Annotated in this window: 15 protein-coding genes; 14 read left to right on the top strand and 1 reads right to left on the bottom strand. The window is 44.8% G+C overall.

What is annotated here, in order from left to right:
• Positions 1–52 precede the first annotated feature (52 nt).
• The 3 genes from FS818_RS06070 (at position 53) to FS818_RS06080 (ending at position 2,702) form a co-directional block, all read left to right on the top strand.
• On the top strand, positions 53–1,345 hold the full coding sequence (locus FS818_RS06070) for an MFS transporter (protein ID WP_145330525.1): 1,293 nt from the start codon (positions 53–55) through the stop codon (positions 1,343–1,345).
• A 79-nt stretch (positions 1,346–1,424) separates the two neighbouring features.
• Positions 1,425–2,018: a DUF1349 domain-containing protein gene (locus tag FS818_RS06075; RefSeq protein ID WP_145330527.1), complete on the top strand. Its 594-nt coding sequence runs from the start codon at positions 1,425–1,427 to the stop codon at positions 2,016–2,018.
• A 42-nt stretch (positions 2,019–2,060) separates the two neighbouring features.
• Complete coding sequence (locus FS818_RS06080) at positions 2,061–2,702, top strand: HAD family hydrolase (RefSeq protein WP_186331600.1); 642 nt, start codon at positions 2,061–2,063, stop codon at positions 2,700–2,702.
• Positions 2,703–2,746: 44 nt separating this feature from the next.
• Here the strand turns inward: FS818_RS06080 and FS818_RS06085 are convergent, their stop codons facing one another.
• On the bottom strand, positions 2,747–3,562 hold the full coding sequence (locus FS818_RS06085; RefSeq protein WP_145330531.1) for an AraC family transcriptional regulator: 816 nt from the start codon (positions 3,560–3,562) through the stop codon (positions 2,747–2,749).
• A 228-nt stretch (positions 3,563–3,790) separates the two neighbouring features.
• Here FS818_RS06085 and FS818_RS06090 point away from each other — a divergent pair, with 228 nt between their 5' ends.
• The 11 genes from FS818_RS06090 to FS818_RS06140 all read left to right on the top strand — a co-directional run bounded on the left by FS818_RS06090 (position 3,791) and on the right by FS818_RS06140 (position 16,250).
• The gene (locus FS818_RS06090; RefSeq protein ID WP_145330533.1) at positions 3,791–4,924 is read left to right on the top strand and encodes an NAD(P)/FAD-dependent oxidoreductase; all 1,134 of its coding nucleotides are present in this window, start codon (positions 3,791–3,793) and stop codon (positions 4,922–4,924) included.
• Between the two features lie 24 nt (positions 4,925–4,948).
• Positions 4,949–5,245 carry a hypothetical protein gene (locus tag FS818_RS06095; protein ID WP_145330535.1) on the top strand — a complete coding sequence of 99 codons (297 nt, stop codon included), beginning with the start codon at positions 4,949–4,951 and terminating at the stop codon, positions 5,243–5,245.
• Between the two features lie 46 nt (positions 5,246–5,291).
• A complete protein-coding gene (locus tag FS818_RS06100) occupies positions 5,292–5,852 on the top strand; it encodes a GNAT family N-acetyltransferase (RefSeq protein WP_145330537.1) in 561 nt (186 codons plus the stop codon).
• An 87-nt stretch (positions 5,853–5,939) separates the two neighbouring features.
• On the top strand, positions 5,940–6,617 hold the full coding sequence (locus tag FS818_RS06105; RefSeq protein WP_145330540.1) for a response regulator transcription factor: 678 nt from the start codon (positions 5,940–5,942) through the stop codon (positions 6,615–6,617).
• Positions 6,610–7,980 carry a sensor histidine kinase gene (locus tag FS818_RS06110; RefSeq protein WP_145330542.1) on the top strand — a complete coding sequence of 457 codons (1,371 nt, stop codon included), beginning with the start codon at positions 6,610–6,612 and terminating at the stop codon, positions 7,978–7,980. Before FS818_RS06105 ends, FS818_RS06110 begins: the two co-directional genes overlap by 8 nt.
• A gap of 202 nt (positions 7,981–8,182) precedes the next feature.
• Positions 8,183–10,318 carry a serine hydrolase domain-containing protein gene (locus FS818_RS06115; RefSeq protein WP_260989792.1) on the top strand — a complete coding sequence of 712 codons (2,136 nt, stop codon included), beginning with the start codon at positions 8,183–8,185 and terminating at the stop codon, positions 10,316–10,318.
• Positions 10,319–10,527: 209 nt separating this feature from the next.
• On the top strand, positions 10,528–12,246 hold the full coding sequence (locus tag FS818_RS06120) for an ABC transporter ATP-binding protein (RefSeq protein WP_145330544.1): 1,719 nt from the start codon (positions 10,528–10,530) through the stop codon (positions 12,244–12,246).
• A 181-nt stretch (positions 12,247–12,427) separates the two neighbouring features.
• Positions 12,428–12,889, top strand: coding sequence for a MarR family winged helix-turn-helix transcriptional regulator (locus FS818_RS06125; RefSeq protein WP_260984536.1), 462 nt, complete (start codon positions 12,428–12,430; stop codon positions 12,887–12,889).
• Positions 12,886–13,989, top strand: coding sequence for a threonine aldolase family protein (locus FS818_RS06130; RefSeq protein ID WP_145330545.1), 1,104 nt, complete (start codon positions 12,886–12,888; stop codon positions 13,987–13,989). Before FS818_RS06125 ends, FS818_RS06130 begins: the two co-directional genes overlap by 4 nt.
• 903 nt (positions 13,990–14,892) lie before the next feature.
• A complete protein-coding gene (locus FS818_RS06135; RefSeq protein WP_260989793.1) occupies positions 14,893–15,564 on the top strand; it encodes a class I SAM-dependent methyltransferase in 672 nt (223 codons plus the stop codon).
• Between the two features lie 56 nt (positions 15,565–15,620).
• Positions 15,621–16,250, top strand: a complete 630-nt coding sequence (locus tag FS818_RS06140; protein WP_145330547.1) for a pentapeptide repeat-containing protein — start codon at positions 15,621–15,623, stop codon at positions 16,248–16,250.
• Positions 16,251–16,346 lie beyond the last annotated feature (96 nt).

Raw genomic sequence — 16,346 nt, forward strand, 5'->3', positions numbered from 1 at the left:
CCTGTGAGGTATAAGGCGTTAAGCGCAAGTGAGATGTGCTTTCGATTCGATTTTGCGGGCCACGGCGGAGCAATCCGCAGAGAGAAAGAAGGGATATGGAGTGAAGTTGCTTCGGGATTTGCCGAGAAATCCGCGGTATTCCATTTTACTAGAACCGGTATGGGCCATTCCGGGAACGATTGTTTTATTTTACGCGCCTTTATATATGAAAGAAGCCGGTTTGTCCGACATTGAGATAGGTATCATTAATTCGGTAAATCTGTATTTTGCCTTCGTTTTTCAGTTGTTTGCAGGGTCGGTAACCAACAAGCTGGGACGTAAACGAACGACCCTGATCTTTGATTTACTCGCCTGGAGTGTCCCCATGTTGATCTGGGCATTCTCTCAAAATTTCTGGCTGTTCCTCATCGCTTATTTGCTCAATGCGACATCAAAGTTTGTCACCGTGTCTTTCAATTGTCTGATTATTGAAGACGTGGAAGAACATAAACGATCCAAAGTGTTCGCCATGTTGAACATGATTATTACCGGTGCAGGAGTGCTTACGCCGATTGCGGGGGTTGTAATTGCAGACTTTGGCATCGCGCCTACGCTGGCAAGCATTTATTTTGTGGGCGGGTTGCTGATGACAGCGATGTTTTTTATTCGAAACCGATACACGGAAGAGACGGAGGTTGGCAAGGAGCTAATGGGCATACACAGCAAAACGCATGTATTTCGCAGCCTTGTCACCAGCCTTCGTCTGTTTGGGCGGTCGTTTTACAAGCGCAGGCTGTTTCCGATCATTTTAATTACTGTATTGTCCAATCTGGTACTGCAGTTGAACTTCTTTCAGGTCATTTATTTTAAGGAGCAGTTAAGCTTTGGTGATCGAGTTATTTCATTTATTCCGGTCGTGACAGCGGTTACCGTCATGCTGTTATATCTTGTTGTTCTTCCCCGCTTGAAGCGGAGATCGGAAGAGAAGTATGTCAGCTTTTCCATTGTTCTCAGTACCGCGGGTGCAGTGTTATTTCTTCTGATTCCGGCCGGTAATATAACGATGCTGTTTCTCACCCTTGTTGTACTTGCTGCGGGGAACTTCATTCTGCAAACGTACCGTGATTCATTACTGATGAACCGACTGGGCACGCATGAGAAGGCGGACATGTTCTCGGCTGTACAGACGGTTATGACGTTAACAGCAATACCTTCGGGGTATCTGACCGGATTGCTGTATCATTACCATCCGGTTCTTCTGTTCGGCGTTATTCTTGCACTGTATATTTTCTTGATGCTTATCATGCTGTTTTTACATGATCCACAGCAACGCCCCCAAGTGACGGATTCTTACAATAATATGTAGAAGAAGGGCTTTTCTGTATATTGCCGAATATATAAAACGGTAAATTACAGTAAGCAAGCACAATCCTTGGGAGGTTGGAATGATGAATGTACTAACAACAGAAGCAAGGGAAAAACTGAGCTGGATCAATGAGCCGCACAACTGGTCATATACAGATCAAGGCGGCCTGATCGTAGAGGCGCAAGCTGATTCGGATTTCTTCCAAGACCCGGCAGGCAAGCATATTCGAGCAACTGCACCGTTCTTGTCGATGTCCGTGGCTGGTGATTTCGAGATGACCACACAGCTGAAGGTAGAGATGAAGCATCAATATGATTCCGGTTGTTTGATGGTAATGCTCGACGAACGTAACTGGTGCAAACTCTGTTTTGAATATGATGGTAAAGCAGCAACCATCGTATCTGTCGTTACGCGGGATGGATCATCCGATGATTGTAACTCGTTAGAGGTGCCTGTGTCAGATCCTTACCTGCGCATACGAAAAGTGGAGGGATGTCTATCCTTCTTTTACTCTCCCGATGGGGAAGAATGGAAGTTAATTCGATACTTTGGCATGCCGATGGATGGAGAGCTTCGAGCTGGAGTTGTTGCTCAGTCACCGACCGGCACGGGTTGCACTTGCCACTTTTTATCCGTAAGCATGACCCAGCCGGATTTGACCGCACGCTTCTGATCCGTTTCTCCAGCGATGGATGAGAGAGAGAGGAATAGAACAATGGTACACAAGTTAAAAGCATTTATATTTGATTTTGACGGCCTGATTGTCGATACAGAAACGCCTTGGTATTACGCTTTTCGTGATATCTATGAAGAACATGGTGTGGAGCTGGGGCTTGAGCTTTGGTCTAAGAACATAGGCACCTCCTTCGAGGAATTTCATCCGTATCGATATCTGGAGCAGATGTTGCAAAAAGAGATTAATCATGAGCAAATCCGCTTGCTCTCTGAACAGAAGTACGAAGCATATTTGGGACAAGCAAGCATACTCCCGGGCGTACTTGAATTGCTGGACGCTGCCCGGGAGAAGGGAATTCGGCTTGCGGTTGCTTCGAGCTCCACTCGTGATTGGGTACACGGGTACTTGCAAAAGCTTGGGTTGTTTGATTATTTTGAAGTCATTCATACTTCGGATGATGTGAAGCGGGTGAAGCCTGACCCGGAACTGTACTTACTGACTTTACAGAAACTTGGTGTGGAGGCAGATGAAGCGATTGTGTTTGAAGACTCTCCGAACGGACTAAAGGCAGCAAATGCCGCAAATATCCGTTGTTATATCGTGCCGAACGAGGTAACACGCGGTTTGGAATTCACCATGCATGAACGGCGGTTATCCTCGTTGGCCGAGATGAAGATATAATTCCTGTACCTCTAATTACTCGTATCTCATACCGAATACCTTTTTTATCTCTTAAACTTCTTGCGCAGTTCAATGGGTGAGATGCCTTCGTATTTTTTGAATACGGAGCCGAAATAACTGGCACTGTTAAAACCGACTGCTTTTGCAATCTCATGTGCGGTGATATCCTCTTGTTGCACAAGCATTTCCTTGGCCTTAAGCAAGCGATAGCGAACCAGGTAATCGAGTGGAGTCATATGGAACTCTTTTTTAAAGATGCGGTTCAGATGTTGCTCGGTCACATTCATCTGATCCGCGAGTAGGGAGAGGGAGAGATCCCGTTGATAGTTTTCTTTGATAAAAGCAACAAGCTCTGTCAGACGTAGCCGAGCCTCAGAGCGCTCAACGTTGCTGTAGCGTTCACTCTCAAGAGTTAAACGAACCAAAAGAGTATAGAGCAGCGTAGAACCGTGCCAGATGTAATCCTTGTGACGGGACTGTAGCGCCAGTGTGATCTCACGTAGCAGAAGGCCAAGTATGCCGTCTGGTTTGAAGGTGCGTAGTTCCCCGATCTGCAAGGAGTGCAGGAAACGCGGCAAAATGTAGCCATTAAACGACAAACAATCAAACTGCAATGTGTTACTTGAATTGTTATAACGGTAGGGTACCTGTGGAAACATGATAAGCGCTGTTCCTTTCCGAACAGAAAACTCAAGATTTTTGGCTGCGATTCTCCCTGTTCCGCCGATGCATTGTACAATGGTGTAATCCCGTGAATGGTCGCTCCAATCCATTAATTCATTAACGGTCAACCGGTTTTGCCCAGTAATGATGAGAGGCATATCGGGCACCAGCAGATTTCCCATGTTAGGTTTCGGCATCGTTGAATAATTCCTCTTTTCGTTAAAAGGTCTTGTGCGCAGGTAGCATGATTAGAGCATGAAAGAAACCTATATAGAATTATATTACATAAATGTAATTATTTTAAATTCGTTAACATTTCAACAATGTATTTTTCCGAAAACGGTATCTGTGTGACTCAGCTTGCCAACAGAATGTCAAAAAGGGTACGCTATATAGATGAATGGACGAAGGAAAGGAATACTCGTATGAAAAAAGTCATCGTAGTCGGAGCGGGAATATTAGGAGCATCAACAGCCTATCATTTAGCAAAATCAGGAGCAGAAGTATTGCTTATCGATCGGAAAGATGCAGGGCAGGCCACGGATGCGGCTGCTGGTATCATCTGTCCTTGGTTGTCCCAACGTCGGAATCAGGATTGGTATCAGCTAGCCAAGGCAGGTGCTCGTTATTACCCTGAGCTTATAACTGAATTAGAACGTACTGGGGAAACCGAGACGGGGTATGCACAGACAGGCGCACTCAGTATACATACCGATCTGGATAAGATTAAAAAAATGGCAGAGCGGGCGAAGCTGCGCAGGGAAGATGCACCTGAGATTGGAACAATCACATGTCTCGACGAAAAAGAAACCCGTGAACGTTTTCCTTTACTTGGGGAAGGTTATTCATCTGTACACATTAGCGGCGCTGCTCGTGTGGATGGAAGAGCGCTGCGTGACGCGCTGATCCGCTCTGCACAGCGGCACGGGGCTCGTCTGATTAAAGGAGAAGCCGTGTTGCTCTATGAGGACGGGCAAGTAACTGGCGCCAAGGTGCAATCGGAGCAATATGTCGCGGATCGGGTGGTCGTGTGTGCAGGAGCGTGGGCGAATGAGTTCATGAAACCACTGGGGATTCATTTTAACGTCCATTATCAGAAGGGTCAGATTGTGCACTTGCGTACTTCTAATCAGCAAAATACAGAAGAGTGGCCTGTGATCATGCCGCCTACGGATCAGTATTTACTTGCGTTTGCAGAACAGAAAATAGTTATTGGCGCTACGCATGAAAATGATGTCGACGGTTACGATACACGAATTACTGCCGGAGGTATGCAGGAAGTGTTGAACAAGGGACTAGAGCTGGCACCTGAGCTTGCAGACAGCTCACTGGATGAGGTTCGTGTAGGTTTTCGCCCGTTCACCCCGGGATTTTTGCCCGTCATGGGACATGTCCCGGGATGGTCAGGTTTGATTACAGCTAATGGATTGGGTGCTTCTGGTCTAACCATGGGGCCTTATATTGGTAGTCAGCTTGCCAAATTGGCATTAGACATGGCACCGGATATCAAGATGGATGCGTATAATGTAAGTAAAGCGATCGAGTCAAAGGCAGAATAACAGTTGCATGAATGAGGTGAGCAAATGACGTATTCACAGCGTTTATCAGGCGGAGCAAGCCTGTCCGAAGTATTGTATCTGGAACAGCAGATTGATCAAATAAAAGAAGAGCACGTTGTAGCTGTTGAAGAACTGAAGCGGTGTGAACAAGAATGGACTCAAGCTCAGATCAATTCTGAAGCCCCTGAGACAGAAGCAGTCGCAGAGAACGAACAGACAAAAGTTTTACAGAAAAAGATTGCTGACGCGAAAGAACAGGTGAATATGCTGTCAACTCGGCTTGAAGAGCTGGAGAATACACTGGATGAACTCGTGGATTAGGTCGTTTTCAGATGACTTGAACTGAATATCTAAGGAGTAACTTGAGATGAAATATGAGGCGGAACGAATTTATATCAGAGCTTGGACGTTAGAAGATGCTGGACTGCTTCAGGAGTTTCAGTTGGGCAACAGAGAGGAAATAGAGAGGACTTCGGCTGGTCATCGAAATGAAGCATTTTATAGTCTGGATGGACAGAGCCGTCTGATTGAAAAATGGCTTGAGCTTAGAAAAGAAGGAAAACGACATTCTTTTGGCATTTTTCTTAAAGATACCGATGAACTGGTGGGCGAAATCTCATTATTTCGAATTGAATTGAATGGTGCGGAAAAATGGGTCATTGGTTATGCAACAGATCGGCAACACCACGGTAAAGGATATATGAGCGAAGCGTTAAAACGTGTGCTTCAATATGCCAAACATGAGATGAACATTACACAAGTTGAAGCGGGTGCTGTTCCAGACAACATAGGCTCCATCCGAGTGCTTTTGAAAGCAGGCTTCCAGGAAAGTGGCACACATGATGTACCTATTCAGGGAGTCATGAAAAAACATACGATGTTCACGATATCTCTGACGGATGTGGAAGAAGGAAAAAGCATCGAATGAGATTGCAAAGATTGAGGACTCACTAAATTAACGAACTGGCGATATAAATGCATAACAATTCGTATAATGTTGCCGAAGGAGAAGCATATGGCTACCATATTAGTTGCAGACGATGATGCGAATATTCGTGAGCTTGTCTGTTTGTTTTTACGAAATGACGGATTCGATACCGTAGAGGCTGTGGACGGCCATCAGGCGCTCACGCTGTACAAGGAACGCTCGATTGATCTGGTGGTACTGGATATTATGATGCCAGTGATGGACGGGTGGGCTTTGTGCAGAGAATTGAGACAATTAAACGCGGATCTTCCCTTACTTATGTTGACCGCAAGAGGGGAGACATGGGAGAAAGTAAAAGGTTTTGAGCTTGGAACAGACGATTATTTAACGAAACCGTTTGACCCTCTGGAGCTAACTGTACGTGTGAAAGCTCTGCTAAAACGATACAAGATTGGTTCCACACATATGATTCAGTTTGGGAACGTCACACTGGATCGTCAGAGTTACAAAGTTATTCTGGGCACAGAGTCGTTAACTCTGCCACTCAAGGAATTCGAATTGTTATACAAGCTGGCCGGAACACCGGGACAGGTCTATACACGAGAGCAATTGATCGATCAGATCTGGGGTCTGGATTACACAGGGGATGATCGGACAGTGGACGTACATATCAAACGTTTGCGTGAACGCTTTGCGACGACGCCTGATTTTCAGATTGAAACGGTTCGTGGTTTAGGATATCGGTTAGAGGTCAAGCATGATTAAGTCTTTGTATATACGGGTCGTTGTGACTTTCCTTGTGTCTGTAATTGCGGGGACTGTGATTGCATTTCTCTTGTCCACCTGGATTTTTGAAGATCAGCTCAATGAAAATTCACATATCAATATACGTAACTTTGGTCAGGATGTTGTACAGATATATAAAACGCTGCCGCTATCCGAAGCGGATGCATTCGTGAACAAGATGAAGCAGCTCGATTTATATTATATTCGGATGTATGAGCCCTCAGGACAGTTCCAAACGTACGGGAAGGCTATAGATCATGAGCCGATTTCAGTGACGAAAGAGCAACTTCAGAAGGTACTGGGAGGAGCTGTCGTGGAGGCGAATCCGAATGGGTTAGGTACCGTTCTGCTGGGATTACCTGTTCCGACGTCGAATGGTACTCGAGCTATGTTTCTTGAAGCTCTTTCGCCGCCTGCAGCAACTGTTGTTATAAGGTGGGGTACCATTTTTGCGTCCTCTTCCCTGATAGCTGGTAGTTTGATCATTTTGATTGCATCGATGTTCCTGGTAAGGCCGATCAAAACATTAACTCAGGCAACAAAACGAATTGCAGCAGGAGACTTCAATGTGAAGTTGAATATCAAACAGTCCAGTGAATTGGGTACACTCGCACGAAGTTTTGAAGATATGATGAAGGATTTGCAACAACTGGAGCAGATGAGAAAAGAGTTTGTCGCCAACGTTTCACACGAAGTGCAATCACCGCTCACTTCCATCTCAGGATATGCTCAGGCGTTAATGAATGTGGAGTTGCCAGATCGGGAACGGGCACGATATCTCGACATCATTATCTCGGAGGCAAAACGGTTGTCCAAAATGAGTGATAGCCTGCTAAAACTCAGTATGCTCGAATCACAATCCCATCAGCTACAGCTTGTGACACGTGACCTCGATGAACAGATCCGTAGGGTTATCGTTGCATTACAGCCCCAATGGGCTGCCCGTAATATACATTTTGAGCTTGATTTGCAGAAGGTTCAAGTCATCGCAGATCACGATCAGTTGAATCAGGTATGGACGAACATTCTCAGCAATGCGATTAAGTTCTCAGACGACAACAGTGAAATTTTAGTCAAAGTGCAACGAGATGTACGTAATGTAACGGTGTACATATCAGATCAGGGGATTGGAATTCCTCTCGAGGATCAAAAGCGTATATTTGAGCGTTTCTTTAAGTCGGATCGTTCCCATAGTCGGAAATATGATGGCAGCGGGATGGGGCTTGCAATAACCAAACAGATTGTGATGTTACATCAAGGAGATATCAGGGTAGAAAGTAAAATGGATCAAGGAACAACGTTTATCATCACGTTACCTGTCCATCAACGGCAGGATGACTAACTCATCTGTGCTGGTTAATGAATCTCAGTTGATATAAACCTTCAATGCTACGTTTATGTACAAGTTCGCTTGTATGTGAAGTAGCATTTTTTTGGTTGTTCATGTTCCGTTCATACTCATGTCATGATGAGTACATTTGGCTTGATTAATCTTGTATTAGAACTAGCGGTAAGATAATAAACAAAACCAGGAGGAGATGTGAATGGAAAACCAAACCGAGAGCGCATTCAACAAGGCGATGACCAGAGGAACAGTCATGAAATGGACTTCAATCGCAGCTTTGAGTCTGGTGATAGTCATGATGTTAACACCATGGACTGTTATGGCTGCACCATCTGTTACTAAAAGCAATGACCTCATGTACGGAACGACCAAGAAAACAGTGATGGAGAAGGCAAGCCTACTTACCGAAACATACGGGGTAACCAGTGTGCAATATGCACTTATGGATCAAGGAGAGATTGTTGTTTCCGGGCAGACAGGTAAAAATGACCTAAAGAATGAAGTTCCACTCACATCCGATACTATCTATGGCATAGGGTCAACCAGTAAAATGGTTCTGACAGCTTCTGTAATGAAGCTGGTTGATGAAGGCAAGGTCGATCTGGATCAACCCGTGACGAGTTATATTCCAGAATTTAAGATGAAAGATCAGCGCTATAAACAGATTACACCACGTATGCTGCTGAATCACTCGGCAGGTCTTCTTGGCACTTCAAGTCACAATGCAACCTTGTACGGGGATAATGATACGCTCTCCCATGATACGTTGTTGGATCAACTTGCAACGCAGCATCTAAAAGCAGAACCAGGTGCTTATTCGGTTTATTCGAATGATGCATTTACATTAGCTGAAATTCTGGTTGAGCGAGTCAGTGGGTTGAGCTTTACGGCATATATACACAAACACTTTACAGAGCCTTTGAAAATGGAACACACGAAAACACCACAGGATGTGATTAACCCGGCAAACATGGCGGGAATCTATTCACCGTTATATAAAGGTCGGCTCCCACAAGAGAATTATAATATCATTGCTAACGGAGGCATCTATTCCACCGCTAAGGATCTTGTGAAATTTTCACAAATCTTCACTGGCGAGGTTGAAGGTATTCTTTCCGAGAAGTCGGTAAAAGCCATGGAACAAAAGGAGTACCAACGAGGCATGTGGCCAGAAGAGAGTGATTCTTCTATATCTTACGGATTAGGGTGGGATAGTGTAAACTTGTTTCCTTTCAGTGACTACGGTATTAAGTCGCTCACGAAAGGGGGAGATACTCTATCGTATCACTCATCCTTGATTGTGCTTCCAGAGCATAATATGGCTGCCGCGGTGACTTCCTCAGGAGGTTCGAGTGCAATCGATCAATTGATAGCGAGTGAACTGTTACTTAGCGCACTCGAGACCAAAGGTATCATTCAAGAACGCAAGCCTGAAAAGTCGTTTGGCTTACCTGCAAAGGCTGATATGCCAAAAGAGATGTCTGCGTATACAGGGAACTATGGAGGTAATAACTCGGTTATGAAGGTGGATGTAAACACTGGCGGAGAACTGTTGATTACTCCCCAAATGGTTCCGAATAGTCCTTCGAATCGATACATCTATACGTCGGATGGAACATTTGTAAATAAAGAGGGCACAGAAAAGTTGAAATTTGTTGAAGAGTCAAACGGTCATGTCTACTTGTGGTCTCGATCCTATCTGTCCGTACCTGGGTTAGGACAACTTGCTTTCTCGGAATATAAGGCACAAAAGCTGGAAAACAATGAATTGCCTAAGGATGTTCAAGCGGCATGGGATGAGCGTGATGGGCAGCGGTATTATTTGATGAATGAAAAATATACCTCGACGGCATATCTCCATTCTTCAGCAATCATTCCATTGGATACAGTAAATGGCGTTCACGGGTATATGATCAATCACAAAATGGTTGGAGCCGACCATGCAGTGAACCAACTCCAGATTCCCGGCATGGCTGGCAGGGATGCGAGGGATATCTACTTTTCCAGAAAAAATGGTGTAGAATATATTCATTTTACAGGCTATAAATACGCCAGTGAAGAGATTGTCCAGACACTTTACAGTGGCAAGCAATCCAAGATAACGATCCAGCCAGAAGGTTATAACAGATGGTTCTCCGTGCCGTCAGCTACCGAAGGTCAGGTTATGACCGTGAAAATGCCTGCAAATGCCGCCTTTGCTGTATATGACGAGAAAGGTGTCTGTGTGAATCATACTGTGGTTAGTGGCAAGAATGAGGTAGTCTTACCCGAAAACGGGCGTATTGTGTTTGCGGGTGAGGCAGGTGCTCGATTTGAAGTTTCATTAAAAAAATAGACAACGATAGTACATCATTCAATCATAATCTTCATTTGAACTTATCCATATGTATGAACAGAATCAACATGCAAAAAGTCTTCTCTCTAATGCAGAGAAGGCTTTTTAGTATCGATCAACGAGAATAGGTTTACATGTTTTGGAAGACTGTATAGAATGGTATACACTGTATAACCGAATATGAATGTGGAGAGTGAGTGTGAATCGAAATGCTTCGTCGTTTTTTTTCGTATTACCGACCGTATAAAAAACTGTTTTTGATCGATTTTGGCTGCGCTGTATTTGCGGGGTTGCTGGAGTTGGCATTCCCTCTTGCCGTTAGTAAATTTATCAATGAACTGCTGCCTGGCCAAGACTGGCCGCTGATTTTATTGGCGTGTATCGTGCTGTTATCGATCTATGCACTCAATACGGTACTGAACTATGTTGTTACATACTGGGGGCATATGCTGGGCATCAACATCGAAACGAATATGCGGGAGAAAATGTTCGCCCACCTGCAAAAGCTTTCGTTCCGATTCTTTGATAATCGCAAAACCGGGCATCTGATCGGTCATCTCACGAATGACCTCAATGATATTGGCGAAGTGGCTCACCACGGACCCGAAGATGTATTCATCGCCGTGATGACGCTGATTGGTTCATTCTGGCTGATGGCCAATATTAATCTGGAGCTGGCTTTGCTCACCTTTATCATCATTCCGATTATGGCGTGGGTGATCATTGTATTCGGCGGTCGGATGACCAAAACGTACCGTAGACTTTTCGGTGACGTCGGTAACTTCAATGCGCGTATTGAAGACAACGTAGGCGGAATGCGCGTCGTTCAGTCTTTTGCCAATGAAGAGCATGAGAAAAAGCTGTTTGCCGTAGATAATGCCAATTTCCGTCTGACCAAATTACTCGCGTACAAAACGATGGCGAAAAGTATCTCGGTGAGTTATATGATGATGCGTCTGGTGACCGTGTTTGTCATGATCAGCGGAGCTTGGTTTTACATTGATGGCCGAATCAACATGGGCGATTTCATGGCATTCCTGCTTTTGTCGAATATATTCTTCCGCCCGATCGAGAAGATTAATGCCGTGATTGAGAGTTACCCGAAGGGGATCGCGGGGTTCAAACGTTATCTGGAGATCATCGACACCGAGCCTGAAATCGCAGATCGCAAAGAGGCGGTTGAACTGCGTGAGGTAAAGGGAGATATCCGTTTTGAAAATGTGTCGTTTGGTTACGAATCCAGCCGGCGCATCTTGAATCAGATTAGTTTGTCGGTTCGTCCCGGGGAAACGGTTGCTTTTGTCGGGCCTTCTGGTGCAGGGAAAACGACGATTTGCAGCTTGCTTCCACGTTTTTATGAGGTTGAAGAAGGCCGAATTACGGTCGATGGCATTGATATTCGAGATATTAAGCTGCAATCGCTGCGCAAACAGATCGGGATCGTGCAACAGGATGTATTCCTGTTCTCGGGTACGATCAAGGAAAATATTGCATACGGTGACCTTACGGCAACCGAGGATCAGATCTGGGAGGCCGCGCGCCGAGCTTCACTGGAAGAACTAATTCTGAGTTTGCCGGACGGCATGGACACAATTATTGGAGAACGTGGGGTTAAGCTGTCCGGTGGGCAAAAACAGCGGTTATCCATTGCCCGTATGTTCCTCAAAAATCCGCCGATTCTGATTTTGGATGAAGCGACATCTGCCCTGGATACGGAAACGGAAGCACTCATTCAGCAATCTCTTGCTGAATTGTCGGTAGGCAGAACAACGCTGGTGATTGCTCACCGGCTGACTACAATTAAAAATGCAGACCGCATTATCGTGGTCAACACCGATGGCATTGCTGAACAAGGAAATCATGAAGAGCTGGTTGCTGCCGGAGGCATTTACAGCCGCCTGCATCAAGTACAACATAATCACACGTAGGATGGGATTTTACCAAATTCTTTAAAATTCATTAAAGTTGCCGCGCCTTGCGCGGCTTTTTGCTTTCTTTAGATATGATGTGCGATGTCTGGAGTTGATGAACTGGAAGAATAATGTTGACAGTGTCCACAATCCTGATTAATATAATGTTGACAATGTCCACTAAAAGGGAGGTTTCATAATGAACTCTCAACATATTCAACCAGAAGTTCTCGCAGACATGCGGCGGTTTAACCGTTTTTATACCAATATTCTCGGAGTGCTTGATAAGCATATTCTCGGGACGGGATATTCTTTTGCCGAAGTCCGGGTCATTATTGAGATTGGGATGCGCGGGGAAAGCATTGCGAACAATCTGGTCGATACACTGACCATTGATCGCAGCTATATGAGCCGCATCGTGAACAAGCTGACAAAGGAAGGACTGCTCATTAAGGTGGATTCCGCAGAGGACAGCCGGGTTAGTCTCATTCGCCTGACGGAAAAAGGGCAAGTGTTGTTTAATGAGCTGAATGACCGATCCGATCAGCAGATTATGAAATTAATGCAAAACCTGAATGAAGAAGAGATTCAAGAGGTCTATGCCTCTATGATGAACATCCAAGAGAAGCTGAACAAGAAGGCAGGAGAGAGAGCACGATGATACGATTTGAATGTGATTATAACGAAGGTGCGCACGAACGCATTTTGCAGCGATTAATGGAAACCAATATGGAGCAAACGAGTGGTTACGGCACAGATGATCATTGTGAGCGAGCGCGTATGCTGATTCGGAGGGCCTGCGGTCACGAAGAGGCCGATGTACATTTTCTCGTTGGAGGTACGCAAACCAATACAACGGTGATTGCATCTATTCTTCGCCCGCATCAAGGCGTCATAGCCGTGGTGTCTGGTCATATTGCTGTTCATGAGACAGGTGCAATCGAAGCGACTGGACACAAGGTGCTGACGGTTCCGAGTCTGGATGGCAAAATTACGGCTGCGCAAGTGAAAGCTGTCTATGATGCACATGCACAGGAATCGTCACCAGAGCACAGTGTTCAACCCGGCATGGTATACATATCCCAACCAACCGAGTATGGCACCATGTATAGCAAAGATGAACTTGAGGCGCTGTATGCGGTAAGCAAGGCGTGTGGTCTGCCATTTTTTGTGGATGGAGCACGTCTCGGTTACGCTCTTGCATCCAAAGATTGTGATATGACGATGGCCGATCTTGCTCGACTTTGTGATGTATTCTATATTGGCGGAACCAAAATTGGTGCATTGATGGGTGAGGCGGTTGTTATTCTCAATGATGCGTTGAAGCGGGATTTTCGTTATATTATCAAGCAAAAAGGTGGATTGCTGGCGAAGGGCAGATTGCTCGGTATCCAGTTTGAAACGTTGTTTGAAGATGGTCTGTATCTGGAAATTTCCCGTCATGCCGTAGATATGGCTTTGAAAATCCATGATACCCTTAAACAACATGGTGTGGAGTTCTTGTATGATTCTCCAACGAATCAGCAGTTCCCGATTCTGCCGGATTCCTTGCTGGCACAATTGAGCGAAGACTACACATTTACATTTTGGGAAAAGGTTGACCATTCCCGCAGTGCAGTTCGCTTCTGTACCAGTTGGGCCACTCGCCCAGAAAACGTAGAAGCACTAACGCATGATATTGCATCACTGTTGCAGAAAGACAAAGGTCAAGCTGAATCGACTGAAACGGTTGCGGTGTTAGAGTCTGCGGTAATGGTGTAACTGAATTGGTGTGATTGAATGCGCAAATAACAGTAGAATGAAGTGGGCTATCCAAATCAAGCATGCTGCCACTGAAGTAGAGCACCTTTTGTTAAAGATTCACCAATCGAGTTGAGTGAAAGGTTCAAACGCTAACGATCATGACAGAGCTTATTTGGAGCATTTTAGCGAGTAAATTTTTCTAACGATCACCACAGACGTTATTCGATTAAGCATCGCGCTTTTTCAGGATAAAATGCTGATTTATTACAAAATAAGCTTCCTGGTGATCGTTAAAATTTAGCATTGCCAGAATTGAGCCAAATAGCGTTTCTGGTGATCGTTAGAAATTTATAACTGGCCAGGAGTGGCCTACTGTTTTCATAAATTAGTGCCCTCATACAATCATCCAAGGATAGAGAACTAATTATAGGGACGAAATGTGCCTGGAATAGAATTTGGGGTGTCTTGCAGGTGAGATGTAACCTGTAAGGCACTTCTTTGTATTTTATATGAAAATGATGCAATCCGGATTTTTGTGCAAATTAAATATATTAGGAATTATTTTATTAGAAGTAAGTTTATCAGAAATTAGTTTACTAGATGTGAGTTTATTAAGGGTTAGTTTAGCAGGGCTTAGAAACATTTGACCTCTCCGTTGTTAGACTGTGATTGTTAAATTTTAGTGGTTAGACCTTAGTGGTGAGGTTAGATTGACATCTTTCTTCGAATAATTTAAGTTATTATAGATATATTATGTCTCTAATATAAAGGAGAGAAGTTATGCAACCTGAAGAAAAACAATCCTTTCCAACAAACAGTTCATTGAGTAAGAATTCATCTACTTTTTTAATAAATGAAACGACTCCAGCGATCCAAGACCTTCAAACTAAGCTTCCCATACAGTCTATGCCTATCCTAACGATGTTACAGCCATCCCCCGGAGAACGGATTCTGGATTTGGGATGTGGGAATGGCGTGCTGACGGCTAAAATTGCGGCAACCGGAGCGATCACCACCGGAATTGATTTTTCGAAAGAAAGCATTGCGCAAGCTTTGGAAAAATATCCGGAACTTGATTTTCAGACGGCAGATGCTGCTCATTATCGGACGAAGGAACCTTATGACGCCGTATTTTCCCATGCTGCATTTCATTGGATGGCTGACGCTCCAGCTGCCTTGAGAACCGTGCAATTGGCGTTAAAGCAGGGAGGGCGCTTTGTTACTGAGTTTGCAGGTAGCGGTAATACGGCGATCCTTCTTCATGCGGTTCAGGAGGAGTTGCTCACACGAGGATACACTTGGGAAGGACGTAATCCGTGGTATCATCCAACCGTAGGTGAGTTTTCAAGCTTGCTGGAGCAATATGGATTCCGAGTCTTATTCATACAACATGCCGACACGATGAGGCCGCTGAAACAGGGGGTCCGTCAATGGCTGAGTAGCTTTGCTTCGTATCTCTTCCATGATATAGATGCAGAGGAGCAGGAGATAATGATGGAGGTTGTCGAAAAGAAAGTAGAACCGCAGCTTTATCGTGAAGGGCAGTGGAATCTGGATATTGCCAGAATGCGGGTTGTGGCTGTAAAAGGTTAACCATTAAGAATACAATAGCCAGGCTGGTATTTTCCGACTCATCAAAGGAGGCTCGCATGAAAATAGAGAAACCCAAGCTGACCTTGCAATTGCTTGAATCTGAACCGATCTATACGTTGGATTCGAAAACAGAGTACAAGGACAGACTGTTTGAACATATGACACTGGACATGCTGGAGGTGAGCAAAGCATCATTCGAGAACGTGGTGTTCCGGCATGTAACCATTCTGGAGTCATCACTTGAACATTGTGAGTTTACGGATGTGCGGTTCGAGCACTGCGACTTGTCCAATGTGAATCTGCAAAATACGTTTATGCATCGTACGGAGTGGGCCAATTGCAAACTGGTCGGCACGGACTTTTCCGGTAGCAGGTGGCAAAACGTTAGCATTGTGGAGAGTATATGCGACTATAGCAATTTTCGTTTTTCCCATCTTAAACAGGTGGAGTACCTCGAATGTAGCTTGATCGGTGCGGATTTTGCCTATCTGAAATTACAAAAGATTGCATTCGGTACATGTAGGCTGGATCAGGTGACGTTTACCGGAACACCTATGAAAGGATTGGACCTCAGTGATAGCGAATTTGATGCTCTTGTTCTTACGCTGGAGGATCTGGCCGGGTGTGCGATCGCACCGCATCAAGCAGCAACGTTTGCCGGATTAATGGGACTGATCATCAAATAACGTTCAAAAAGATATACAGAATCGTGATTTAGTGTTATCCTTAACCGTTACGTGTGACATAAAGATTCGTTTTATGTAGAGATGTGCGTAGATGAA

This window comes from Paenibacillus xylanexedens (genome assembly GCF_007680605.1).
Lineage (GTDB): Bacteria > Bacillota > Bacilli > Paenibacillales > Paenibacillaceae > Paenibacillus > Paenibacillus xylanexedens_B.

Bases quoted from the DNA above. Each gene is read 5' to 3' on its own strand.
- FS818_RS06075 (WP_145330527.1), top strand. From the start codon at position 1,425: ATGATGAATGTACTAACAACAGAAGCAAGGGAAAAACTGAGCTGGATC.
- FS818_RS06080 (WP_186331600.1), top strand. From the start codon at position 2,061: ATGGTACACAAGTTAAAAGCATTTATATTTGATTTTGACGGCCTGATT.
- FS818_RS06085 (WP_145330531.1), bottom strand. From the start codon at position 3,562: ATGCCGAAACCTAACATGGGAAATCTGCTGGTGCCCGATATGCCTCTC.
- FS818_RS06090 (WP_145330533.1), top strand. From the start codon at position 3,791: ATGAAAAAAGTCATCGTAGTCGGAGCGGGAATATTAGGAGCATCAACA.
- FS818_RS06095 (WP_145330535.1), top strand. From the start codon at position 4,949: ATGACGTATTCACAGCGTTTATCAGGCGGAGCAAGCCTGTCCGAAGTA.
- FS818_RS06100 (WP_145330537.1), top strand. From the start codon at position 5,292: ATGAAATATGAGGCGGAACGAATTTATATCAGAGCTTGGACGTTAGAA.
- FS818_RS06105 (WP_145330540.1), top strand. From the start codon at position 5,940: ATGGCTACCATATTAGTTGCAGACGATGATGCGAATATTCGTGAGCTT.
- FS818_RS06110 (WP_145330542.1), top strand. From the start codon at position 6,610: ATGATTAAGTCTTTGTATATACGGGTCGTTGTGACTTTCCTTGTGTCT.
- FS818_RS06115 (WP_260989792.1), top strand. From the start codon at position 8,183: ATGGAAAACCAAACCGAGAGCGCATTCAACAAGGCGATGACCAGAGGA.
- FS818_RS06120 (WP_145330544.1), top strand. From the start codon at position 10,528: ATGCTTCGTCGTTTTTTTTCGTATTACCGACCGTATAAAAAACTGTTT.
- FS818_RS06125 (WP_260984536.1), top strand. From the start codon at position 12,428: ATGAACTCTCAACATATTCAACCAGAAGTTCTCGCAGACATGCGGCGG.
- FS818_RS06130 (WP_145330545.1), top strand. From the start codon at position 12,886: ATGATACGATTTGAATGTGATTATAACGAAGGTGCGCACGAACGCATT.
- FS818_RS06135 (WP_260989793.1), top strand. From the start codon at position 14,893: ATGTTACAGCCATCCCCCGGAGAACGGATTCTGGATTTGGGATGTGGG.
- FS818_RS06140 (WP_145330547.1), top strand. From the start codon at position 15,621: ATGAAAATAGAGAAACCCAAGCTGACCTTGCAATTGCTTGAATCTGAA.